20 protein-coding genes are annotated in these 24398 nt (G+C 40.9%); 7 read left to right on the forward strand and 13 right to left on the reverse strand.

Annotated features, from left to right (window positions below; all coding sequences use genetic code 11):
- Window positions 1-213: 213 nt before the first annotated feature.
- Window positions 214-1164, reverse strand: a complete 951-nt coding sequence (locus FC85_RS09360) for a GRP family sugar transporter (protein WP_057865276.1) — start codon at window positions 1162-1164, stop codon at window positions 214-216.
- A 160-nt stretch (window positions 1165-1324) separates the two neighbouring features.
- Window positions 1325-2434, reverse strand: coding sequence for an NAD(P)-dependent alcohol dehydrogenase (locus FC85_RS09365; RefSeq protein ID WP_083485082.1), 1110 nt, complete (start codon window positions 2432-2434; stop codon window positions 1325-1327).
- A gap of 432 nt (window positions 2435-2866) precedes the next feature.
- On the opposite strand from FC85_RS09365, the gene FC85_RS09370 reads away from it, so the two are divergent.
- Window positions 2867-3853: a LacI family DNA-binding transcriptional regulator gene (locus FC85_RS09370; RefSeq protein ID WP_057865277.1), complete on the forward strand. Its 987-nt coding sequence runs from the start codon at window positions 2867-2869 to the stop codon at window positions 3851-3853.
- Window positions 3854-3970: 117 nt separating this feature from the next.
- On the opposite strand, the gene FC85_RS09375 is transcribed toward FC85_RS09370, so the two are convergent.
- Window positions 3971-5644, reverse strand: a complete 1674-nt coding sequence (locus FC85_RS09375) for a glycoside hydrolase family 13 protein (RefSeq protein WP_057865278.1) — start codon at window positions 5642-5644, stop codon at window positions 3971-3973.
- A gap of 4 nt (window positions 5645-5648) precedes the next feature.
- Entirely contained in the window at window positions 5649-7049 is a 1401-nt protein-coding gene (locus FC85_RS09380) for an SLC45 family MFS transporter (RefSeq protein ID WP_057865279.1), read from the reverse strand.
- A 486-nt stretch (window positions 7050-7535) separates the two neighbouring features.
- Here FC85_RS09380 and FC85_RS09385 point away from each other — a divergent pair, with 486 nt between their 5' ends.
- The 3 genes from FC85_RS09385 to FC85_RS09395 all read left to right on the forward strand — a co-directional run bounded on the left by FC85_RS09385 (window position 7536) and on the right by FC85_RS09395 (window position 10250).
- Entirely contained in the window at window positions 7536-8321 is a 786-nt protein-coding gene (locus FC85_RS09385; RefSeq protein ID WP_057865280.1) for a carbon-nitrogen family hydrolase, read from the forward strand.
- 391 nt (window positions 8322-8712) lie between these two features.
- The gene (locus FC85_RS09390) at window positions 8713-9795 is read left to right on the forward strand and encodes an Ldh family oxidoreductase (RefSeq protein WP_057865281.1); all 1083 of its coding nucleotides are present in this window, start codon (window positions 8713-8715) and stop codon (window positions 9793-9795) included.
- A 35-nt stretch (window positions 9796-9830) separates the two neighbouring features.
- Window positions 9831-10250, forward strand: a complete 420-nt coding sequence (locus FC85_RS09395) for a GNAT family N-acetyltransferase (protein ID WP_057865282.1) — start codon at window positions 9831-9833, stop codon at window positions 10248-10250.
- A 97-nt stretch (window positions 10251-10347) separates the two neighbouring features.
- On the opposite strand, the gene FC85_RS09400 is transcribed toward FC85_RS09395, so the two are convergent.
- The 5 genes from FC85_RS09400 to FC85_RS15900 form a co-directional block, all read right to left on the reverse strand.
- The gene (locus tag FC85_RS09400) at window positions 10348-11265 is read right to left on the reverse strand and encodes an NADP-dependent oxidoreductase (protein ID WP_057865283.1); all 918 of its coding nucleotides are present in this window, start codon (window positions 11263-11265) and stop codon (window positions 10348-10350) included.
- A gap of 102 nt (window positions 11266-11367) precedes the next feature.
- Complete coding sequence (locus tag FC85_RS09405) at window positions 11368-12933, reverse strand: MFS transporter (RefSeq protein WP_057865284.1); 1566 nt, start codon at window positions 12931-12933, stop codon at window positions 11368-11370.
- The gene (locus tag FC85_RS09410) at window positions 12926-13486 is read right to left on the reverse strand and encodes a PadR family transcriptional regulator (protein ID WP_057865285.1); all 561 of its coding nucleotides are present in this window, start codon (window positions 13484-13486) and stop codon (window positions 12926-12928) included. Before FC85_RS09410 ends, FC85_RS09405 begins: the two co-directional genes overlap by 8 nt.
- A 797-nt stretch (window positions 13487-14283) precedes the next feature.
- On the reverse strand, window positions 14284-15681 hold the full coding sequence (locus FC85_RS09420) for a sugar porter family MFS transporter (RefSeq protein ID WP_057865287.1): 1398 nt from the start codon (window positions 15679-15681) through the stop codon (window positions 14284-14286).
- Window positions 15682-16264: 583 nt separating this feature from the next.
- Window positions 16265-16411: a hypothetical protein gene (locus FC85_RS15900; RefSeq protein ID WP_169788443.1), complete on the reverse strand. Its 147-nt coding sequence runs from the start codon at window positions 16409-16411 to the stop codon at window positions 16265-16267.
- Between the two features lie 74 nt (window positions 16412-16485).
- Between FC85_RS15900 and cls the strand changes: the two genes are divergently transcribed.
- Entirely contained in the window at window positions 16486-17946 is a 1461-nt protein-coding gene (gene cls, locus FC85_RS09425) for a cardiolipin synthase (protein WP_057865288.1), read from the forward strand.
- A gap of 550 nt (window positions 17947-18496) precedes the next feature.
- Here the strand turns inward: cls and FC85_RS09430 are convergent.
- From FC85_RS09430 to FC85_RS09445, 4 genes are all read right to left on the reverse strand, one after another.
- Window positions 18497-19015 carry a QueT transporter family protein gene (locus tag FC85_RS09430; protein ID WP_057865289.1) on the reverse strand — a complete coding sequence of 173 codons (519 nt, stop codon included), beginning with the start codon at window positions 19013-19015 and terminating at the stop codon, window positions 18497-18499.
- 574 nt (window positions 19016-19589) lie between these two features.
- Window positions 19590-20900 (reverse strand): NCS2 family permease, encoded by a 1311-nt coding sequence (locus FC85_RS09435; protein WP_057865290.1) that lies wholly within the window; start codon window positions 20898-20900, stop codon window positions 19590-19592.
- Between the two features lie 282 nt (window positions 20901-21182).
- The gene (locus FC85_RS09440; protein WP_057865291.1) at window positions 21183-21692 is read right to left on the reverse strand and encodes a type 1 glutamine amidotransferase domain-containing protein; all 510 of its coding nucleotides are present in this window, start codon (window positions 21690-21692) and stop codon (window positions 21183-21185) included.
- 183 nt (window positions 21693-21875) lie between these two features.
- Window positions 21876-22826, reverse strand: a complete 951-nt coding sequence (locus FC85_RS09445; protein ID WP_057865292.1) for an aldo/keto reductase — start codon at window positions 22824-22826, stop codon at window positions 21876-21878.
- Between the two features lie 85 nt (window positions 22827-22911).
- On the opposite strand from FC85_RS09445, the gene FC85_RS09450 reads away from it, so the two are divergent.
- Both FC85_RS09450 and FC85_RS09455 read left to right on the forward strand, forming a co-directional pair.
- On the forward strand, window positions 22912-23469 hold the full coding sequence (locus FC85_RS09450; protein WP_057865293.1) for an SDR family oxidoreductase: 558 nt from the start codon (window positions 22912-22914) through the stop codon (window positions 23467-23469).
- A gap of 52 nt (window positions 23470-23521) precedes the next feature.
- Window positions 23522-23884, forward strand: coding sequence for a hypothetical protein (locus FC85_RS09455; RefSeq protein ID WP_225427616.1), 363 nt, complete (start codon window positions 23522-23524; stop codon window positions 23882-23884).
- Window positions 23885-24398: the final 514 nt, after the last annotated feature.

Consider the following 24398-nt stretch of genomic DNA (forward strand, 5'->3'; position numbering starts at 1 on the left):
AAGTTCTATAAAAGATTTAATTGTTAAGAATATGGCACAACTAGCACAACGCGTTATTTAGTTAAAACGTGGACCAGCAAGCAGCCCCCGGCCATATAAGCCTCCTAACTTGATATTCCAAAATCAGGAATATCAAGTTAGGAGGCTTATATTCTGGGGTCTAACCGCTTGCTGGTCCACTCTGGTTATTTAATAATAGAACATCAATATTTTTTAACCCAATGCTTTTAAATTTGATATCAGGACGCTCCCTAAGATCACTAGTCCGGAACCAATAACGATACGAACCATTTGATCTTTGGTTTTATATTCGTGAAGCAGGTAGATGCCGCCAAACGTGCCAATAATAACGCCGGTTTGTGAGAGGGTCGTGGCCATCGCTTGGCCAATGAGTGGGTTAGCAGCGGAGATGAACATAAATAAATTTCCGATACCCCAATCAATGCCTGTTGTGAGGTTTTTCCAAGTGTATTTCTGAAACATGATGGTTCGCTCGTGGAATAAGAAGATAATAATTAAGATCGAACCAATGACTTGACCGACCGCTTGAGGAGTCACAATCGCAGTCATATAATTGATGCCGTTATTAGCGTTATGAATATGGTTACTAATATACCCAACTTTGACCAACAGATTTGGAAAAACAAAATAAAGCATAAAGCCAACTGTTGAAATAATTAAGGCGATCATTCCTTGATTGTAAGTTGCTGGTCGTTTAGTGGCTTGATGTTTATCTAAGGTTGAACGTGCGGCTGTCAAGATTGCACCGATGGTAATTAATGCAATTGAGATTGACCCAAATAGCCACATTTTAACGGTAATCCATTCACCTAAAACGGCTGCGGCCATCAGCGCATTTGAAATAATTTGACCGGCTGTTGAAATTGGTAACGCTGAAGAAACCCCCATTTTTTTGAACGCAATGAATTGTTCAGACGTGCCAACGGCCCAAAACAGCCCTGAAAGGATGCCAACGATCCAAATACGATCAGTTATAATAACACCGCGTGGAATAACGAATGTTAAATAAATAAAGGTACCTAAGATTAAAGCGCCAAGCGATTCACCTAAGACCTGCTGGCCAGCTGAGCCACCCATTTTTGTACAAATTAAGCCAACTGATCCCCAAGTTAATGGTGGGATTAAGGCCATTAAAATTGCCATAATAATTTCCCCAATCTAATTCGATAATAGTAGAAAAGTAGATTTCAAAAGATAAGGACATGAGTCAAATATTCGAAATTAGAATATCCAACCCGTGTCCTTAACGTTCAGAAATTAACATATTCTCTTTTTCACTTTGACGTGTCTAAACGATGACATATTAACTCCTCAATTTTTCGTTGGGATAAATCATGACTTTTAGTGAGCCGCCCTTATCAGTTCTGGTTTCTTCAAGCGCATCACGAGTCTCATCTAAACTGTAGTAATTAGTCAATAAGTTTTCAAGAACGTCGAGGTGTTTAGCCAGAATCTTAACGCCCAATGCATAGGTGTTGGCATATCGGAAAATACCGAAGATTTGCGTTTCGTGATCAGTCATGAAAGGAATGTCCAATGGAATTTTGTCAGTGGTTGGCACACCAACATAAGCAATTTTACCACCCCGTTTTAGTGCTCGGAGGCCTTCGCGTTCAGCTGCCGGATTACCAGAAGCATCCATGACGTAGTCAACACCTTCATTGTTTGTTAGAGACATAATCTCTTCAAGCGAATCAGTCTTTCGGATATCGATGATTTCATCGGCACCCATCTTCTTAGCAGTTTCAAGACGTAAATCCTCACTGTCGCTGACAATGATCCGGTCGACACCAAACTGACGAAAAGCAAGAATTGCAAGGAGACCAACGGCGCCCATTCCGGAAATAAAGGCTGTGGTTCCGGGCTTAACGTCTAGCTTCTGGCAAACGTGAACGCCGACGGAAAATGGTTCGTTTAATGCGGCAATTTCATATGGCATTTCATCAGGAATTGGGAAAACAAAATCTTGTGGGTAAACGATTAATTCGGAAAGATCACCATCGACTGGTGGCGTTGCCATAAATTTCATATTTGGGCAGAGATTGTATTTACCTTCTCGACAATAATTGCAATGGCCACATGGCACACCTGGTTCAATTGCTACTCGATCACCGCGTTTAACGGTGGTGACCTCATCACCGGTTGCGACTACGATTCCTGAACTCTCATGTCCAAGAATGAGTGGCTTTTTAACAACGAAGTCACCAATATGACCGGTATCATAATAGTGGACATCTGACCCACAAATGCCAACTGCCATCACTTTGATTAAAACGTCGGTCGGCTTCATTGCGGGAAGTGGGGTATCTTTCATTTCGATATCAAAAACTTTGTTTAAAACCGCACTGCGAGTTGTTTTAGGGTAATTATCCTTTGTATAATTTGGAAGTGAAACACGTTCTTTAACATCCATGATAAAATCCTCCTAGGTAATTTGTATTTAAACGCTGATAAATAATATCTGCACATCATTAAGTGAATTGAAGCGGCCACTTTCAATCTTTCGAATAACATGAGTAAGCGATTACGCAGATTGGATAATCACGCTCAAGTATTTGAAACACGATTCAACTAATTGATGAGGGATTAAGTTGTTAATAATTGCTGAAGTAAGGGAGATCAGGGAATTATCAGTTATAAACCTCACTAATTAGTTTAAAAGTAATTGAAAAGAAGTCTAGCGGGCTCCTCAAGCATTTCTTGTTATTGGGGAAGCGCTTACACATATTATTGCACCAAATGATATCGCTGTCAATTTTTAATTAAAAATATATTTGACCTTGATAATTGTTTAACTGAGTAAGGTATAATTAGATTATTAAACAAAAATGGAGACTAAATAATATTGAGAGTAAAAATTGCTGACATTGCTAAAATTGCTGGACTATCAACGGCTTCGGTCTCTCGAATTTTAAATGACCGTGGCGGATATAGTAAGGCGACTGCAAGTCGGGTAATGCAGATTGCCGACGAACTGGGTTATTATAAAGATCGTTCTGCGTCAGATCTTGCCAGCCAAAGTAACCATACAATTGGGCTTATCTACACGGATTCTGAAACTAATTTTAATGATTTGGTTATTAAAGGAATTATGGCAGAGGCCACAATAAATAAATTGGACACTATTTTAATGATTGCCAAGAAGAATGATCCAATCAGTTTAACTAAAGTTGTCCGGGATATGATTGAACGCCGGGTGTTTGGCTTGTTATTTGTTTCGATCCAACCTAATCAGCAGGTGATTGGGATGCTTAACCAAGCTGGTATTTTTTCCCAGGTAGTTGGGGCATCCACTGAAAATCAAGTTTCGTATGTTTCCTCCGATGATTTTCAGATTGGGTATCAGGCAACCGATTATTTGATTAAGGCTGGTTACCAGAGAATTGGATTTGCTGGCGCGGATATCACTAATGATTATGTCGGTCAACTACGACTCCAAGGGTATCGGCAGGCATTAAAGACGCATCAAATGACATTTAACCAGGAATGGTCATGTGAAGGCAATTTTAGTTATCAATCAGGGATAACAGCTGCCAAGTATTATCACAATCATTCGACTGTTGATGCGATTATTGGTGCGAGTGATGAAACTTCATGGGGATTACTAAACGGATTTTATGATTTGGGTGTTTTGGTTCCTGACGATATTGCAATTATGAGTATTGACGGTACTGAATTGTGTACACAAACCCGGCCGCAGTTGACCAGCATTACGCAAAATTTTGCGTTAATGGGAAAAACAGCGGTTGATCGATTGGTGAATCATGCTGATTCTTCTCAAACCACAACCACCAGTATTCCATTAAAAATTGAGAAACGGGAAACATCATAGGGTAACGAGGAAGAGTCCGGTAATCAATTGTTCATTTCTGAAAAATGATAAGTATTACAAAAAAATCACGTTTTCTTAGCAGTCATTGACATACTTACTGCTAAGAAAACGTGATTTTCACTTAAATAGATAGGCCTTTGATTCATATGGTCGAATTTCAGTCCCTTGATCATCAGCATAATTTGAAATGACTAATTTACTTGCATGAGCTTGATCATAGTCACGTGAAACTGTTTTGGCTGTAAAGTTGCTAATAATCAACATTTTCTGTCCTTCATAGTTACGTGTATAGGCAAAGATATCCTTGTCATCAGGATCCAGCTCGTGGTAATTACCATAAACGATTAGATCAAACGTATGGCGGAGCTGGATAAGTTTTTGATAGAAAGCAAAGACTGAATTGGGATCGTTAACCTGGTTAGCTGCATTGATTTGGGAATAGTTGGGATTAACAGTCATCCATGGGCGACCAGTGCTGAAGCCGGCGTTCTTACTAGTATCCCATTGCATTGGTGTTCGCGCGTTGTCCCGTGACATGTTTGCCAAATAGTCTAACATCGTTTCTTTACTAACGATTTTTTCTTGGTTAACCAGTTCGTCAAATGCGTTTAGTGATTCCAGATCTTGATATTGGGAGATGTCAGTGTAGTGGCAGTTAGTCATCCCTAATTCTTCGCCCTGGTAAATATAAGGGGTTCCCTTTAAGAGATGAAGAGTTAGAGCCAGCATTTTTGCCGATAAAGTGTGATATTGTTCGGAATCGTTACCAAATCTGGAAACAGCTCGCGGTTGGTCATGGTTATTCCAGTAGAGACTATTCCAACCAGTTGCGTTAAGGCCATTTTGCCATTTGGAAAGAGAAGCCTTCAAATCAGTGAGCTTTACTGGAATATTATTCCATTTACCGAGGCGTTTGTCTTTATTTGGCGTTAAGGTAACGTGCTCAAATTGAAAAATCATGTCTAGTTCGTGATGACCTCGACCGGTGTATTTTTTGGCATCGTCAACTTTTGAACCAATCATTTCACCAATTGAGACCATATCATATTTACTGAGGACCTCATGATTCATTTCTTTGAGATAATTTTCCAAACGAGGGCCATCAGCCACGATCGGTTGGGCATCCGCATATAAGGCATGTCCGGGGTTAGGGGCGTCAGGGTAGCCATCTGGTTTGTCCAATAAACTGATCGAGTCCATTCGAAAGCCGTCAATGCCTTTATCAAGCCACCAGCGCATCATCTTATAAACATCCTGACGCATTTTGGAATTCTGCCAATTAAGTTCCGGCTGCTCCTTGGCAAATAGGTGCATATAGTATTGGCCAAGCTTTTTACTATATGTCCATGCTGGTCCACTAAAGTAAGATCCCCAGTTATTTGGTAACTTTCCCGGTTCGCCATCTTGCCAAATATAATAGTCGTGGTAGGGATTGTCTTTTGACTTTTGAGACTCGATAAACCATTTTTGCTGATCAGAACTATGGTTTACGACTAAATCCATGACAAGCTTGATGTGACGTTTATGAGCTTCAGTTAACAATTGATCAAATGTGGCCATATTACCAAAGACTGGTTGGATGTCCTCATAATCGCTCACGTCATAGCCGTTATCACGATCAGGGGACTTATAAATTGGGTTCAACCAGATGACATCGACCCCCAATTTTTGAATATATGGCAGTCGCTTAATAACACCTTGCAGGTCACCAATACCATCGCCGTCGCTATCCTGAAAGCTACGTGGATAAACTTGATAAATAACTGCATTTTCCCACCATTTTTTTATCATATTATTACTCCTTGTTTTCATGTTTTTCAATTTCACCATATGTCTCATGAACTACTGAAACACTAATTGCCGCCAGAACCATTAATATACCGGCAATTAACATCATCCAGTGTTGGTTACCAATACCATGATTGCCGCCAAACCAGCCAATAATGGTACCACCAACAAGGTTTGCCAAAATTTGAGGAATACAAATTGTACAGTTAAATAATCCTAAATAAGTGCCAATATTATTGCCGTCCAAAGAATTAGTCAGGATGGTAAACGGAATTACTGTGTTAGCTCCCCATGCGAGACCAAATGCAATAAATGAGAAGATTAACGTGTATTTATTTGTGACTACGAATACAGATCCCAGACCAACTGCGCCCATAAGTAGTGAGAATGCCCAGAAACTTCGGCGTTGACGTGGGTATTTGGCGATAAATAATGGCCAAAAAGCGCCAACGACTGCTGAAACGGCACTTAAAAGTCCGAACCAATTGCCAGCTTCCTGGAATCCTTTAGAAGCCACGTTAGTTGTATGCCAAACTTTTTCGGCAATCCCACCGGTAGCATAGGTTGCCATATACATGTAGGCAGCCCAATAGAAGAGTTGAACCAGTCCGGTGGTCCAAAATGCGGTTGGGGCTTCCTTTAACAATTCCCAAATGTGTTTGTGATTGGGCTTTTCACTAATTTGGTGGAATGCCGCATATTCCTTTGGTGGAAGTTCATGAACCTTAAAGAATGTGTAGATACAGCAAATGAGTAATGTCGCCGCTGCAAAGTAAAATGAAAATTTAACCGTGTTGGGAACGACGCCGTGTGGGGCAATATTTGAAATGCCAATTGTAGTTAATAGAAGTGGAAAAATCGAGGCCACCACTTGGCCCATGTTTAAAACAAACGTCATAATGGAGTAAGATTTTTCTTTTTGGCCCTCATTGACCATATCGCCGCTTAACATTTTGAATGGCTGCATTGCCATGTTTGATGAAACATCCAAAAATAATAGCGAAAGCACACCAAAAACCATAGAAGCCGTTGTCCCAAATCCCAAATTAAGATTTCCGGCATTTGGAATAAGAATTAAAACAATCATACTAATCAAACCGCCAATGTAAAGCCAGGGTAATCTACGACCGAAGCGAGTCCAAGTGCGGTCCGAAAGAGAACCAACCAGTGGCTGCACAAACATCCCTGCTAATGGAGCTGCCAGCCAAAAGTAGCCAATGTCGTTGGGATTAGCACCGATGGTTTGGAAGATTCGTGACATGTTGGCAGACTGCAGTGCAAATGCCATTTGAACGCCGAAGAAGCCAATATTCATGTTCCATAGAAATGAATTTGTTCGATTACTTTTATTTAAAATAGCTGTGTCAATTTTTGACACTGGTTCATGTTTGGAGAGATCTGTTTCCATAATGAACCCACCCTTCATTATTTTTACGTAAGCGCTTACGTAAATTAATTGTATGCGCTTTCCAAAAAATGTCAACTTAGAACGTGAAGAAATGATGGTGTGTAATGCAGGACGCTATAAAAATGTGTAACTGAGTTGATTCCAAGCAGACCAATTTAACGAGTTAGCAAGGTTATATGGTTCGCAAACAAAGCTTTTATTCTAGACCATTTACCCGTTATATCAATGAATGTCAGGGTGTGCAGTTACTGGAATCTTTCCGGAAACTGGTTCGCATATTAAAGAAATCGATTGAAAACAAGTCATAAAATAGATGGATACCAAATAGGAAAAAATACTGATTAGGAGATAACGTGATCACTAAAGCATGGATGCGTAACGGTTGAAATGGCCGATTATCAGTCATTCTTATGACCGCGTGGTATAATTTTTAGAAATATGATTTTATTTCTAATAAACCCGGAAAGTTAACTAGGAGGCTTCTAGATGAAAATTTCAATTTCACTTGCCCAGCTTGATATTTACTTTGGTGATCCAGATAAAAATTTTGCGCAGATTGAGCCGGCTGTTAAAATGGCTGCTGAACAACATGCCGATATTGTGATTTTTCCCGAAATGTGGAATACCGGCTATGATTTAACGCGGTTTGGCGAAATCGCCGATCCAGAGGGTAAACGAACCAAGGCATTACTTTCAAATTTGGCAAAGAAGTACCAACTAACGGTCCATGGCGGTTCGGTTGCGGTGGCTCGTGATGGTGCCTTTTATAATACGACCTATATTTTTGGTCCGGATGGTAAACAGTTAGCCACGTACGAAAAGGTCCACTTATTTGGTTTGATGCGTGAAGATAAATATCTGGCTGCCGGTCACGAAGAAGATCATTTTCAAATTAAGGGTGTTGATGCCACCAGCGTGATTTGCTATGACATTCGTTTTCCGGAATGGTTACGGACGTTGAGTCTTGACAATAGTCGCATCATATTTGTCCCGGCTGAATGGCCAACTTCGAGGATTCCCCAATGGCGCCGGTTATTGGCAGCCCGGGCAATTGAAAACCAAAGCTTTGTCGTGGCGGTTAATCGCGTGGGAAATGATCCAGACAACCCGTTTGGCGGTCATTCGGGTGTTTATAATCCAATGGGCGATGAGCTATTGTCATTGGATGATCAACCTCAGCTTAAAACGATAACGATTGATACAGATGAAACTGATGATGCTCGCGGCTTTATGCCGGTATTTGCAGATCGACGGCCCGAATTATACCGGTAAGGGGGTTCAACGTCTGCTTGACATTTTGAGGAATCGACTTAAAATAAAATCAATTGCATAACATTAAATGTTGATGAGAAGAGTAACCAATTTTTGATTTTTAGAGAGTGCAGAGACAGCTGGGAAGGCATAATTAAAAGATTGGTGAAGATGAACTCGAATAATAGGCGGGTGCAAGCTACGCCTACGACTAGCAACCGTTACCTTGCCAAAGCGCTGAATTTAATAACCGATTCGCGTTTCTTAAGGTAGTCATTGCGATTACGAAAATAGGTGGCACCACGTTAACAACGTCCTTGTAATTAATTACAGGGGCGTTTTTATTTTGAAATCATTAGCTTTTTTGGTGTTTAGAGCCATCAACATTAAATCAATAGAAAAGGGGATTATTATGCGAATTGAATCATCATCCGAAAAGTCATTTCTCGAACAAGTATTTACCAAAACCGGTTTTTCTTCAGCAGATAGTGAATTACTGGCCGACACTTTAACTGACGCGGATTTACGTGGGATTTCGTCTCATGGTATTCAGCGATTGGCTTGGTATTTGAACATGGTCAAAGAAGGAACCATTGTGCCACAGAATAAGGTCAAGGTCTTAAAGGAAACGCCAACCAGCTTATTTGTGGATGCTAATCAAAATATGGGACAAATTGCCTCGGCGTTTGCGATGAGAAAGCTCATTGAAAAAACAAAAAAGAGTGTAGTTTCAATTGCGGTTATTCGTAATTCCAATCATTTTGGGACAGCGGGGTATTATTCCCGGATGGCTGCTAAAGCAGGGCTAATTGGGGTCTCAAATACCAATACCCGACCATTGGTGGTTCCAACCAATGCAACTGAAGCTTTCTTGGGATCCAATGCGTTCGCATTTACCTTTCCGGCAGAACCCCATCCCTTTGTCTTTGATGGGGCAACCTCAGTGGTTTCAAGTGGTAAGATTCAGGTTTTGGATAAGAATAAAAAAGACATCCCTGGTGAATGGGCAGTTGATAAAGATCGAAAAATTGTTAAAAACGCAAAAGCTGCGGAAGATATTTTGTCAACGGCTGCCTTTACGCCACGTCAAAAGGGTGGCGGTGTATTAACCCTTGGTGGTCTCTTTGAAAATAATTCCAACTACAAGGGAATGGGCAATTCGTTGGTTGTTGAACTGTTGACCGGCATTTTGGCTCAAGGATCAATTTCAGCCGATACTAGTGTTGGCAAACATGACTTTAGTCAATTCTTCCTGACAATTGACCCATCCTTCTTCGGCGATTTAGATGTCTTAAGGAAGAATGCCACCGACATGTTTAATCGAATTCGCCATTTGGATCATACCCCAGGGACTGAAATCAAAATTCCGGGTGACCGTGAATATAAAAACTATGCGGAAAATACGAAAAATGGGGTCACCATTGATGATCAAACTGCCAAAGATTTGGCTCGAGTTGGTGGGGAGCTTGGTGTTGAAGTGCCAAAGGAATTGTAAAGAAATAGTATTGGGAAATTAATCGGGGGCAATTGATGAACAATCAAATTACTTTTAACTGGCATGACAAAATTGATATTCCACAATTAAAATCCCTTTATCAATCGGTTGGTTGGACCAATTATTTAGTAGACTTTAGGACAACTGTCGCTGCTTATCGGTCATCTAGTTATTTATCGGTAAAGGTAGCTGGTGAACTGGTCGGAATGATCAGAATCATTACTGATCAGCAGACAATTATCTATATTCAAGACTTGCTGGTTAGACCAGAATTTCAAAGAAGAAAGATCGGAACGCGCTTGGTCAATCTGGTTTTGAAACGATATCGAGAAGTTGGGCAGGTTGTGTTGATGACCGACCAAACTGAAAAGACAGCTCGTTTCTACCAATCACTAGGCTTTATTGATGCTGATTCATCCGGATATGGTCACGCATTTGTTATTGATAGAAGATAAATAAAAAGCTGTGAACGCCAAGTTAAGATTGGCATTTGCAGCTTTTTATGATAGGAATTTTAGCGCCTATACGTAACGTTATTAATTGGGTAGAACTTTACTGGTTCACAATAATGACTCGGCCATCATGTTTCTCTTCCAGCAGTTGATGGCCCTTAACAAAGCCATCCCGGGAGAATGGTAATGTGTAGCCGATGTTAACTGTTAATTTGCCATCCTTCATCAAATCAATGACTGCCTGTAAAGCTTCGCGATCAGTCATGTCATTAGTGGGATGGACATGGACAAACTTTAATGGCTTGTCTGTTGACGGCGAATCATGAGCAACGCTGGCAATTGTGCCGTTGGGTTTAACCATTTTAATGTCATCATCCGTGCCAGCTCCGTTCATGGCACTATTGATGACAACGTCTCCCTGGTCAGCTAAAACAGTTGCCGGATCACTTTGATCATATGCAACAAAGCGACTGGCTCCAATTGATGTCACAAAGTCTTCATTATGACTTGATGCGACACCGATGACGTTAGCCCCTAAGTCCGTTGCAATCTGAACGGCAAGTGAACCCACGCCGCCAGAAGCACCTTTGACAATAACGGTTTGTCCCGGCTGAACGTTAGCAAAATATTTAACAGTTTTGTAGGCCGTAAGTCCGGGGGTGATAATCCCGGCGGCTCTGGTTGGCGTAATCCCATCCGGAACTTCAACGGTCGCGTCTGATTCTGCCAATACGAATTCAGCGTATCCATGTTCCGTGTGGGTTAACACAAGATCACCTTCAACAAAATCGTCAATATTCTTGCCGACTTTAGTGACCTCCCCGACAACATCCCGGCCTGGAATGGTTGGGGATGTCACTGCGCCAAAGCCACCTGCTCTTTCAGAACGTTCACGATTATTTAAGCCGACTGCAATCGTTCTTACCAATAATTGATTTGCGGATGGCGATGGTTCCGGCACGTCATATTCTTGAAAAACGTCAGGACTACCATGATGATCGTAACCAAATGCTTTCATATTCTTCAACCTCCCCTAAGTAATTCGAATTCGTCTTACTGGCGCCATTGTAAGCGGAAACACTGAAGAGAGCAAGCAAAGCGATTGTTAATTGTCCTGCGGCTATTTATTTAAGTCTTGGCTTGAAAAATGATTTTGCATTAAAGCGGCGGCACCAATTGCACCAACGACAACGATGATCCCAGAAGTAACGGCTACGGCTGCCATCCCGTTATCATACGCATGAATCACAATCCGCTGGAGGTCCTGTGCAAACGGTGCCTTAGCCATTCTTGTTGAAAAGGCGATTGTGTGACCAGAGAATGGCCCGGCGTTTACTAGTGCCTCTTTGATCCCGTCAAGTGCATGGGCGGGCAGTGATGAAATAGTATGCAGATGCCCGTTTAGATAAGTTTCATATTGAGCATCCTGAATCAATCCAAGCCCAACAACCCCGACGGTCGTTCCAAATTGACGAAAGACGTTTAGCAAACCAGAGACCATTCCCATTTCATTTGGCAGGGCGCCTTCCATCCCGGCAGTGTTTAATAGTGGGTTGACCATCCCATTGGCAATCCCCATGAGGACCATACCGGGCCATAGTTCGACAAAGCTGACCGTTGGGCTGATTGACTTGGCCATCAAGAAGAAGCCGCCGCCACCAACTAAGAGACTGATGACGATCATCCATTTTTTCGAATACCGAGCGCTGAGAATTCCGGCTACCGGTCCTAGAACCAGCGACCAGCCACTGATTGTTAATTGTCGGACTCCAGTTTGAACAGCTGAGTAGCCAATATAATTTTGCATCAGGGCGGTTAGAAACGCGTTGTAGGCATAGATCCCGGCTCCCAAGGCAAATGCAACGGTAATCGTTCCCAGAAAGTGGGGGCGTTTGAACATTTGAATATCCATCATGGGATCCTCAACCCGCATTTCGACGAGGACGAAAATAATCATGATGATCACGCCACCAATCAGAAGGCCACTGACTTCCGGCTTGAACCAATTCCAGTGGGGATGACTTTCTTTTACGATTAAGCCATAGATAATTGCAAATAAACCAATTGCGGAAAGCATCATGCCGATCAAGTCAATTTTGTGATTTTTACCATAACTGGGCGTTTCCTGAACGTAAATGACCGTTAAAATTGTCGCAATAATGCCAAAGGGGACATTGACATAGAAAATCGCCGGCCAGCCAAAATGTTCAACCAGGTAACCGCCGATTAGCGGGCCGGAAGCTGAAGATACCCCAATAATTGAACCAAGGATACCAAGTGCTAAGCCGCGTTGTTTGCCGCTAAAGTTAGAAGCAACCAGTGCCATCGAGAGGGACATCATACCGGAACCACCAATCGCTTGGACACCACGGCCAATATCTAAAACAAAGAGGCTGGGGGCCATCCCGTTAATTGCCGAAGCAATCACAAATAGAATCAGTGACCCAAGGAAAATCTTCTTCCGGCCATACATATCACCTAATTTTGACATAATCATCAAGGTGACCGCATAGACCAGTGTGTAGGCGTTTAGCACCCATTGTAAATTAGTGAAAGTGGTATTAAAGCCCCGCGCCATGGTTGGCAAGGCCACGTTGACAACCGTGACGTCCAAGAGGCCCATGAAGACCCCTAATCCCATGGCAAGCAGGGCAATCCACTGCTTGGTAGTTGTTTGTTTATTCATCTAAATTCTCCTTATCATTTTTCATTTTTTGACGGCAATTATCAATCCAATTGGTTTTAGCGTGGCAAATGGAAATGCTTAAGTCTAATGAGCGAATGGCCCAGACGAGATAAGGTTGATTTGAGTCAGGATCAGCTAATTTTTCGGATAAATGTTGCTTAACCTTGGTATAGACGTTAAAATCCGTTGCCACTGCATTTTCATAATCGGTAAGAATCTGCTGTTGCGTCTGGGGATCGACACCGGCCATTCCTCTGAATTTAAACCGCCAAATTGATTCTCGTTTGGCGTCATTCGGGACTTCGGCAGCCATTAATTGTTGAAATCGATTAATCCCGGTCTGGGTAATGTGAGCCAGTTTTTCATTTCGCGGATTTTGGGTATTTTCGATGAATTCGATATATCCCTTTTTGGATAACTTTTGCAATAATGGGTACATGACCCCGTTTGAAATTTCACGACGAGGAACCAAACTGCTTTCAAAGATGATTCGCAGCTTATAGCCGGAAACATCCCGTGACATGAGTAATCCAAGAATTAATAGTTCGTACAATCTAAGCCTCCTATATGTCGTAACGACTTATCTATAATAGGTCGTTACGACATATTATGCAAGACCTTTTTGAATTCAAGTAGCAAGAGTAAGCGGTTCAATGAACAACAAAAAAGGAATCCAGATAAGTTCAAAAATCTTATCTGAATCCCGTTACGATATTATTTTTTCATGCAGTTGAATTCAAACCATCTGGCTATCCAATATGTACAAAAATAAATTGTGATAAAGAAACCAGCAATGCATACAAGGTAACTAATCGTCCACAAGACTTGTAAATAACCGGGAAGCTTTACCGATTGAAACGAAAAGAAGATAAATGTAGATAGAACGTCAACAATTATTGCTACTCGTTGTCCAAACTTTGAATTAGATTGTTGTCGTCGATTTTTAATAAATAGGTAACTCATAAAATGTATCGAAATGATTTGTGACATGATTGTTGCTATCAGAAATATGAGCCTGCCCCTTAGTGGGTAGTTTAAAAAGAATGAGAAAAGAGATGCAATTAAAATACCCAGGATATCTAAAGCAAGTAACCAATGATATCGATTTATTGTCGATTCCATTTTTAAATTAGGCCCCTTTCAAAAAGGTGGAATTCGTTCAGCACTAAAATGTTAACAAACAGAAGTTTCCTAAGCAAATCGTCAATTTTATGTAGCAATAAGATCAACCAATACTGGTTATTTGCAAACTAGTCACGTCGTTTCTGTAGCTGGTATTAGAAAGAGTCAAAAAGCGTCTCGAGTTTTTCTCGAAACGCTTTTTGGATAGATAAGATGTTATTTTATGAATTATTTAGTAGCCGATTGCTTAGCTTCCTGTTTAACAGCGGCGTTATGACGCATATCCATTTCAATTTGTTCAAGTGTTTTACCACGGGTTTCAGGAACGACGTAGATCACAAAGAAGATTGAAATAAATGCGAAGAAGGTAAAGACGGCAAATGGGCCACCAACGTTGTTACCAAACATTGTCAGCAAGGCCAAGAAGAATTGCGAAACGATAAAGTTACCAATCCAGTTGGCAGCTGATCCGATTGAATTACCAACACCACGGACGTTCAATGGGAAGATTTCACCGATCATTAACCAGCAAATTGGACCCCATGAAACGGCAAATCCAAAAATGTAAATTCCAATTAAAATCATGGTTGGAACAGCAGCGGCAGAAACACTAATCGTAAAGTTCAATACGGAAAGGATCCCAATTGAGATAGTCATCACGATTGAACCGAATAATAGAATCGTTCGTCGGTTGAACTTATCCATAATGTTGTAGGCCAAAACCGTGCAAAGAAAGTTGACAACACCGATCCCGACGGAAATCCAAATGGCGTCACCTTCAGCGAAACCAAAGCCTTTGATAAAGACTTGTGGTAAGAAGTAGATCACCGAGTTAATTCCGACTAATTGTTGTAGTAGCATTAAGCCAATTGCGACAACAACCGCTGGCCGGGCAATGGTAAAGAGTTCTTTAAGCCCACCCTTTGGTTCTTTAGCAATCTTAACGATTCCTTCCAACTCTTTGTCAGGATCTTCATTTGTCTTAGCACGTAAACCATGTAAGACATTTCGGGCTTCGTCAACTTTGCCCTTCTCAACTAGGTAACGCGGTGACTCTGGTAAAATAATGGATCCAATAAATAAAACGAGTGCAGGAATCAAAGCGGATCCAAGCATCCAACGCCAGTCACGAATGCCGAGTAAATTATGGTGTAAGAAACTTAAGTTTGAAACGTAAGCTAACAAAATACCAGCTGTGATCATCAATTGAAACATCGTTCCAAGAGAACCACGGTGTGGCGCGTCGGCGAGCTCAGCCAGGTAAGCCGGTGTCAAAGCTGAGGCAGACCCGACGGCAAATCCCAAGATAATTCTGGCAATAATCATTGAAATGAATCCCATGGCGACCATTGACAAACCTGATCCAACCAAGAAAAGAATGGAAGCCAAAATCAATAATCGTTTTCGACCGAATTTATCTGATAATGATCCGATTGATAAGGCACCAATTGAGGACCCAATTAGAACGGATGATGTGATGAATCCAGTCTGTTCAATGTTTAGGCTAAAGTTCGATTCAATTAATGGTGAAGCACCTGAAATAATTCCAGTATCAAATCCGAACAGTAAGCCACCTAACGCACCGAAGATAAAAATGAAGAACGTGTTTAACTGACGAACTTTCATAGTTTAATCCTCCTTAATAAATTTAAAATAATGGCAATTAAATAAAACCCTTTTACGAGTTTAAATTGTAAGCCTTTTCATAGTAAATGCAAGCGCTTGCAATAATGACTTATTTTCAAAAGTAGCAGGAATTACCACCATGCCAGTTAATGGTGAGCGCTGAAAATAATTTTACACTTTTCGTTAAATTATCTTCTTTTCGCATAGTAACTCTAACTACAACCTAATTTTAGTGATTTTTAAGCTGTGGATGCAAGAAATTGCATTTTTTTGTCATGTGGATGAGGTGATTTTTCATATATTCGATGTAAGGGATAATCAGGCTTTTGATGATCGGTTGATTAAAAATATTGAAAGATTTGGCAGCCGAGCGGAAATGTGGTCTAGAAAACAACTCCCGGCCATATAAGTCGTCCAGCCAAATATTCAAGCCCGGAATATCTGGCTGGAATTGGCAGCCGAGCGGAAACGTGGTCCCAAAGGCAGCTCCCGGCCATATAAGCCACTCAGCCAAATATTCAAACCCGGAATATCTGGCTGAGTGGCTTATATTCTGGGAGCTAATCGCCTTTTGGACCACTCTTTATTTATTCATTCTCCGATAAATCACATATAGAACGATTGCCACGACGATGCCAATTCCGATCATTGGTTCTTCTCTAAAAATAAAATGAAGAAAGCGAACGGAATGTAATCCGTGAATTCCAACAAAAAAATTAAAGTTATCCATAAATTTCGACTTCTTTCTTGTATACTGATTATGTATTCTTATTTTAGACCATCCGTGGCCGTCAGGAGGAAATTATGAATATTGATTGGTCATCGATATTTAATATCATCGTTGTTGTAAACGCAATTTTTGCCATTATTACGGTCTTTCGGGAAAAAAGGGATATTGCCGCAATTTGGGCATGGTTACTAGTGCTGGTGTTCTTACCGGTCGCTGGTTTTATTGCTTATGCCTTTTTAGGTCGAAAGTTGCCCAAGAACCGATTATTCAAGTTGCATAAGCATGTTCAGATGCAGTTGGACGAACGATTAAAAGAACAACGAGCGCAACTTGGTCACAGTGACAAAACACCGGCCGATGAGGTTGTTCGACGTTCGCGAAACGCTGTTGATATGTTCATGACAACTGATTCGGCATTTTTGTCTCGTCAGAATAAAGTACGAATCCTTACGAACGGTAACGATTTGTTTCATCGGGTAATCGAAGATATTGAAGCTGCTCAAAAGAGTATTCATATCGAATTTTACACCTTTTATAATGATCGAATTGGTAACGAAATCTTAGATTTACTGGTTAAAAAGGCCCAGCAGGGAGTTGAGGTTCGGGTTATTTATGATTCTTGGGGGTCAATGGGGACTACCCGTAAATTTTTTCAACCCTTACTTGATGCCGGTGGTCGGGCCTTCCCATTCTTGAACACCCGATCAGTTCTTTTGGATTTCCGGATTAACTTCCGTGATCACAGAAAGATTATTGTCATTGATGGCAAGATTGGTTATACGGGCGGTTTTAATATTGGGGATCAGTATTTAGGGCGTAAAAAGAAATTTGGCAATTGGCGTGATACCCACATCCGAATTATTGGTTCGGGCGTGTTTGGCCTTCAAGCAAGGTTCATTCTTGATTGGAACGCCACCAGTCCGCGGGATCAAATTGATGAAGATGAAGTTGAGGCTAAGTATTTTCCGGTCACGACGACTAAGGGAACGGTTAACATGCAGATTGTCTCGAGTGGCCCGGATTCTGATTTGCAGCAAATCAAAATGGGGTACATCAAACTAATCACGATGGCGACTAAATATTGTTGGATTCAATCACCATATTTAATTCCTGATGATAGTGTGATGGATGCGTTACGAATTGCAGCAATGTCAGGGGTCGATGTTCGGATTATGGTGCCAAACATGCCGGATCACCCGTTTGTTTATCGGGCAACTCAGTACTATGCCCGCCAATTATCAGAACAAGGCGTTAAAATTTACTATTATAACAACGGCTTTATCCATGCCAAGACAATGGTCATTGATGACGAGATTTCATCAGTTGGCTCAGCTAACCTTGATTATCGAAGCTTTAAACTCAATTTTGAAATTAATGCGTTTATTTATGATCAGAAGTTTTCGCAGGATATGCGTCAGATCTTTATTAATGATATGACTGTCAGCAACTTACAAACAGCTGAAATGTTTGAAAAACAGTCATTATGGTTGAAGTTTAAACAGACATTTAGCCGGCTGCTGTCACCGATCTTGTGATTTAACGGATATTTATGGATAGCGATTGGGTTTAGAACGTACCGATTATCCAAATAATAAAGGGCATTCTAGAAATGAGCAACATGGTGGAACCCCTTTCAGAAATAGCTTATAATAATAGTGAAAGGTGAATGACTGATCACCTGTTTTGACAAACGAGGGACATGCAGAATGTAAGTAAAGCGCTAGGTCAGCGTGCCTAGATCCGAGTAGTTTGTCACCGTTTTAACCCAACAACAGAGATATTAAACACAACGTTTTACCGACCAGCTAGGTCAATGATTGGTCTAATGCCTTTCAGAATGATTTATTCGAATGGTGTCTTTACACTCAAAGGGTGTGGGGCACTATTTTTTGTGGCCTGGTTTTCGATTAAGCGTAAAACAATAAGCAGAATGAGACAAAGAGCGATTTTACGGCAAGAATGGCTTTTGCCTCACGTTTTGGCTTAGTAATAGTTGTGATTACAAAAATGGGACTGGACAAAATTACTTTTGTCTCAGTCCCGTTATTAATTGAAATTCATCGAATATGAGCGATTTTTCGGTCATTATTTTGATAGGTCGTACTTTAAGTTAATCATATAAATGATAACTGCACCAAGTGTCATGCAGACAAATTCTCCAATGGCTGTGGTTAAATAAGCGCTCCAGAATGTTGGCCAAAAGGCACTACTTCCAAGAAAAGCAATTTCACCAGCAACGATAAACATGTAGAAGGTTCCGATTAATACGGACGCTGCTAATTTCTTGATAACTGACTGAATGTGGTTAGTAACTAACCGAATTGTAATAAGGGCAATTAATGTTTCACCAGTCCCGATAACCAAGTCAAGTGGGCCAAGTGATGAGATCATGTTGGAAATAAAGCAGCCTAGGGTAACGGCCAAAATATAACGCTTGTTAAAAGGGACTAAGTTATTGAGACCCTCTGAAAAGCGAAACTGGATGGGACCAAAACTTGTGGCTGCAAAGACCATCGTCACAACGACGTAGAGTGCAGCAACAACGGCAGCCTTGGTTAAATCAGCCAAGTTGTCGATGCCGAATACATCAATCTTAGAATTCATAATAAATTCCTTCCTATAAAGTTTTTTTGGAACCTTATTACCTTACAGCTTATAACCCATGTGTGCAAGTCGACAATCAACAGTGAAGGAAGCTGGTTTTGTCGATAAAAGTAGTTAATGCGAGAAACGGTATTTCGCTTAGATGTTTGTAATTCGATTGTTATCTGGAAAATGTGAGAAAAAAGATAGCCTATGGAATGTGCCTGTCATTTGTGCCGCGCCCTTAAGGCAATTTCCGGTGTAAAGAAGAAGATCCAGTCAGAAATTGGGTTTCGTCAATTTCTGACTGGATCTCAAGCTGGATAATAAACGGTTTGTCCAGACGGGGCTGGTGTAGACGTGATTATTATCTGAGCAAAAACATGTCACAAAAGGCACTTCCGATCGCTTAACTGAATTATCCAACTATTCAAGTTCAGAATAGCTCGTTGAACTTTTTATTTGGTTGAAACGTGGACCAGCAAGCAGGTCCCGGCCATATAAGCCCCTTAACCTTAACATTCCAAAATCAGGAATATTAAGGTTAAGGGGCTTATATTCTGGGACCTAAGCGCTTGCTGGTCCACTCTATTATTTAGTTATTCAAAATCCACAAGAAGATAATGAAGACAACTGCCAATCCATACATCATGGCACTGACTTCTTTACCTCGGCGAGCGGCAATCATAGTGATAGGATAGGTGATAAATCCAAGGGCAATCCCATCCGCAATACTATAAGTGAATGGCATTCCGACCAAAGTAATAAATGCCGGTGCGGCAATCTCAAATTTTTCCCAATGAACGTTTTTCAATGACTGCGCCATTAACACACCAACAATAATTAATGCTGGTGCCGTTACTTGACTTGTGATGACTGTTAATAATGGTGAAAAGAAAGTTCCTAAGACAAACAGGATGCCGACAACAACGGCGGTGAAACCGGTTCGGCCACCAACGGCAATTCCGGCAGATGACTCAACGAAAGCTCCCATTGGAGAGGTTCCTAAAATTGACCCCACCGCCATCGTTGAAGAGTCGGCGATTAAAGCCCGGCCGATGTGTGGAATCCGGTTGTCTTTAATGAAGCCGGCTTGTTCAGCCAAACCAACCAGTGTTCCAGCTGTATCAAAGAATGTTACCAACAAGAAAGTGAGCACAACAACGATTAATTGTAATGAATTAATATCGCCGATATGTGAAAGTGCTACGCCAAAAGTTGGGGCTAAACTGGGCATTCCCGATACCCATTGATGTGGTAAGGGGATTAGCCCGGTTACCATCCCCAGAATGGCATTCAAAACCATGCCAATAAAAATGGCACCTGGGACTTTTCGACTCATTAAAATGAGTGATACCAACAAGCCAAAAATTGTCAGCCAAGTTGTTCCGACGTGAAGAGACCCCAGACTTACTAACGTGTCTTTACTTGATTGGATTAGGCCACCATCGTTCATGCCAATAAAGGCGATGAACAAACCAATCCCACCACCGATAGCAGCTTTGAAGTCAGCAGGAATGGAGTCGATGATCTTCTCACGTAACTTTAAAGCAGTTAAAATAATAAAAATAACTGAAGCAACAAAAACACCTGCCAGAGCAGTTTGCCAAGAAACTTTCATCCCTAGAACAACGGAATAGGCAAAGAAAGCGTTAATCCCTAAACTAGCTGAAATGGCAATCGGGTAATTGGCAATAATTCCCATTAAGAAACAACCAAAAGCTGATGCCAAAGCGGTAGCGGTAAAAATAGCTCCCTTATCCATTCCTGTGACACCTAATACGTTTGGATTAACAAATAAGATGTAAACCATTGAAACGAATGTCGTAATGCCGGCAATCGTTTCTGTGCGGAAATTAGTATTCCGACCCTTAAAATCGAAATACTTAGCAATTGAATTTAGCATATAATAGCTCCCTCTATAGTTCGGATATAATAAAAAAAGACCATATTTATACTATCATTATAGCGGAACTTGTTCAATAAACGAATTAAATTGACAATTGATTGAATTTTGTTTCGAAATATACTTGTGAAGGTGGAAGGGGTTTCAATTCATTAATTGGCTGATTGCATAAAAAAAGACTGGACAATTTTTGTCTCAGTCTCTTTCATTGAAGTTAGCAATGATCATCGAATCGCAATGAAATCCGCTTCGGTGAGATTACTTAATGTGTGAGATCTAAACCTACTTGGCTAAAACCTGAGCGATGGCGTGATTAAAGTCATCTAAGTCGTCGGGGGTTCGACTCGTCACCAAATTGTGGTCAACTACTACGGATTTATTTTCAACTTCAGCGCCGGCATAGTACAGATCAGGACGAACCGAAAGAAAGGCGGTCATGCTGCGTCCCTTGGTTAATCCGGTCTGGATAAAGATTTGGGGACCGTGACAAATCGCAAAAGTGGGTTTGTTATCCAACAAGAATGCTTTAACAAATTGAACAAATCGGTCATCTGCCCGAAGTTGATCAGGGGAAAAGCCACCAGGTATTAAAAGGCCGTCGAAGTCATCAGGAGAGACATCAGCGATTCCCTTGTCGGCGATAATCTTCAAACCGTGTTTACCTGTAATTTTGTTGCCAGCTTGATTTTCGATCACAACGATTTCGTTACCCTTGGCCTTTAAAGCGTCAACGGGAGATGTAAACTCGATATCTTCAACATCATTTGTGACAATAACAGCAATTTTTGACATAGTTTGTACTCCTTTATTTTTATTTGAATTCTTATTTTATAATACTGCTTTAACAAGATGCAAGAAATTATTTTTGTAAAAGTTTGGTAAAATCGAGTAAACAATATCGGCACTTCCGTATGGTTCTACAAAAGTGCCGACATGATAAAAGTCATAGTTAAACTGTGTTTGTCCCGCTTTGATCTAAATGTTTTCACTTTTAAACGCATTATCAATCATATTATATTCTTCATCCGATAAAGCAATATTTAGCGCGTTTAAGTTACTTTCAACTTGGCTTGGTGCTTTGGCGCCGGGAATGACAACCGTCACGTCCGGGTTCTTGACGTACCATGCCAGGACAACTTGAGCGATCGTTGCATCATGATTTTCAGCGATCGGTTGAAGATTGTCCACGGCGTCGGTGATTGCCCGGAACCGGGTGCCTGAAAAGTTCGGATCATTTTGTCGCAAATCTCCTTCTGGAAATTGAACTGGTGTGCCATCGTATTTACCGGTTAATAATCCTGAGGCAAGCGGGAAGAATGGGACAAATGAGATGTGTTCTTGCCGCAGATAAGGGAACAACTCCTTCTCAGCATCTCGATGAACTAAGCTATACTGATCCTCAACGACGTCAACTTGATGATTCTTGTTGGCCTCCTTTAGTTGATCAAGGGAGAAGTTGGAAACGCCAATGGCTTTTATGAGTCCCTGCTGCTTTAATTGATTTAAAACCGCAATGGCTTCATCCTTTGGCGTCTCTTTATCTGGAAAATGAATATAGAAAATATCCAGATAATCGGTTCCCAAACGTTGCAAGCTATCTTTAACGAACTTTTCAAGATCTTTGGGGCGATTGCTGATGGTAACTTTGCCGTCTTTAACGATTTGAGCGCCTTTTGTGGCAATCTTGATTTTTGAACGATCGTAATCTTTGATAACCTGGCCGATCAATTCCTCAGAGCGCCCCAAGCCATATGCATAGGCAGTATCCAATAGGTTAATGCCACCATCCAAAGCGGTTCGAACCGACTGCATACCGGTTTTCTCGTTAAGATTTGGAAATAAATTGTGGCCGCCAACTGCATTGGTTCCCAGACCAAGTGGGGTTGTTTCAACGTCTGATTTACCGATTTTAACGTTTTTCGTCATAAAAAGTGAAACCTCCTTTGATTTTCTACTTATATTATGATACAGATAGTAGTGATTCAAAAATATTTAGACTGGAAGTTATCATTTGAAAAAATTGTTGATTCTTAACCAAAATAATCCAATTGTGTCATCTTTGATCCCGTTATTACACCAGAATCCAGATATCGATTACCAAATCTTTTCTGGAAACCCAGAGTCGGCCGGTGATTATATCAAGGCTTTAAGGGATGTTGATTGGATCTTTTCGGCACTTGGCCCCAACGATGTTGATTTGGATTTTGAGGAACTATTTGATGCCATAGATGAGGTGCAACCACCAATTAGTCATTTTGTAATGTTGTCGGCTGCGGGCGTCGATGACGAGCTGGTTTCACCGATCAATTATCCAGGTGTTAAGGATCAGGCTGAGTTTCTTAAACAGCAGCGTTACGCAATTAAAATTGTTGATGAATCTGAACTCCCTTATACTATAATTAGGTTGAGTAAGCTGTCGGAAAATGATAGCTTGGATTATAAATTATTTAATGAGGGAATCAAGATGCCAAACGCCACTGTTTCAAGTAGAGCAGTCGCTAAACTGGTACTTGAGGTATTTCAAAGCAATCAATTAGTTAATCGATCCGTTGGTGTCATTAACGGCTAACACAGTAAGTCTGTCAGTATCGTTAATTTTCCTTAATTCTATACAGTTAGGAGTGTTATACTTGGCAATTAAGTTGGACTCAGAACAACTTGAGACATTAAAAACACAGGTTTCTGAAGCAAACAAAAAATCACATTTTGTTATCATTTCTGCGATTTCAAAAAAGGAACATTCCGGCGTTCGCCTAGTCACTGATTGGAATAACTATTTAAATATGAAACGGACAAATGGCGAAAAGTTTGATTTTGAGATTATTCGTGACATTGTCCCGATTACTGACAATTTGGTTTATTGGGCGGTTGCACAACAAAATTTACACGATGCACAAGTTTCCGGTCAACAAAATGATCAGGTAGTTGATGATTTGGAACTTTATACAAATCGGGTTATGCAGGAGAATAAAGTCCGTGCATAGTGAATTATTCGAATTGTGTTCACATCTTTTAAATTGGTGATAGATGTAAAAAGACGAGATTGAGGCAGGATGATACGTCTGCTTCGGTCTCGTTTTTTGAATTTGAAAGACGGTTCTTCACGTGGCGGAATGGTGGTGGGATGCTAATAAAAGCAGCTTATTGCTACGTAGCCGAATTATCCAAATATTCAAGCTAAGAAAATCTTGTTGAACTTTTTATTTAGTTAAAACGTGGACCAGCAAGCAGACCCCGGCCATATAAGCCCCTAACTTAATATTCCAAAATCAGGAATATCAAGTTAGGGGCTTATATTCTGGGGTCTAACCGCTTGCTGGTCCACTCTGGTATAAAAAGTCCCCACACAACCAAAGTTGTTGGGGACTTAGGACATTGGGTTATCGAATTTATGTATCCGCCTGGTTTTGGCCAGGCGTTATTAGGAGTAAGGACCAATCGGCGATTTCGAACTTGAAAGATATATTGGGGGTAGATCGTTAATTCTTGCTTCCGATA

This window comes from Lentilactobacillus diolivorans DSM 14421, assembly GCF_001434255.1.
Lineage (GTDB): Bacteria > Bacillota > Bacilli > Lactobacillales > Lactobacillaceae > Lentilactobacillus > Lentilactobacillus diolivorans.

Bases quoted from the DNA above. Each gene is read 5' to 3' on its own strand.
- FC85_RS09360 (WP_057865276.1), bottom strand. From the start codon at position 1,164: ATGGCAATTTTAATGGCCTTAATCCCACCATTAACTTGGGGATCAGTT.
- FC85_RS09365 (WP_083485082.1), bottom strand. From the start codon at position 2,434: ATGGATGTTAAAGAACGTGTTTCACTTCCAAATTATACAAAGGATAAT.
- FC85_RS09375 (WP_057865278.1), bottom strand. From the start codon at position 5,644: ATGATAAAAAAATGGTGGGAAAATGCAGTTATTTATCAAGTTTATCCA.
- FC85_RS09380 (WP_057865279.1), bottom strand. From the start codon at position 7,049: ATGGAAACAGATCTCTCCAAACATGAACCAGTGTCAAAAATTGACACA.
- FC85_RS09385 (WP_057865280.1), top strand. From the start codon at position 7,536: ATGAAAATTTCAATTTCACTTGCCCAGCTTGATATTTACTTTGGTGAT.
- FC85_RS09390 (WP_057865281.1), top strand. From the start codon at position 8,713: ATGCGAATTGAATCATCATCCGAAAAGTCATTTCTCGAACAAGTATTT.
- FC85_RS09395 (WP_057865282.1), top strand. From the start codon at position 9,831: ATGAACAATCAAATTACTTTTAACTGGCATGACAAAATTGATATTCCA.
- FC85_RS09400 (WP_057865283.1), bottom strand. From the start codon at position 11,265: ATGAAAGCATTTGGTTACGATCATCATGGTAGTCCTGACGTTTTTCAA.
- FC85_RS09405 (WP_057865284.1), bottom strand. From the start codon at position 12,933: ATGAATAAACAAACAACTACCAAGCAGTGGATTGCCCTGCTTGCCATG.
- FC85_RS09420 (WP_057865287.1), bottom strand. From the start codon at position 15,681: ATGAAAGTTCGTCAGTTAAACACGTTCTTCATTTTTATCTTCGGTGCG.
- FC85_RS15900 (WP_169788443.1), bottom strand. From the start codon at position 16,411: ATGGATAACTTTAATTTTTTTGTTGGAATTCACGGATTACATTCCGTT.
- cls (WP_057865288.1), top strand. From the start codon at position 16,486: ATGAATATTGATTGGTCATCGATATTTAATATCATCGTTGTTGTAAAC.
- FC85_RS09430 (WP_057865289.1), bottom strand. From the start codon at position 19,015: ATGAATTCTAAGATTGATGTATTCGGCATCGACAACTTGGCTGATTTA.
- FC85_RS09435 (WP_057865290.1), bottom strand. From the start codon at position 20,900: ATGCTAAATTCAATTGCTAAGTATTTCGATTTTAAGGGTCGGAATACT.
- FC85_RS09440 (WP_057865291.1), bottom strand. From the start codon at position 21,692: ATGTCAAAAATTGCTGTTATTGTCACAAATGATGTTGAAGATATCGAG.
- FC85_RS09445 (WP_057865292.1), bottom strand. From the start codon at position 22,826: ATGACGAAAAACGTTAAAATCGGTAAATCAGACGTTGAAACAACCCCA.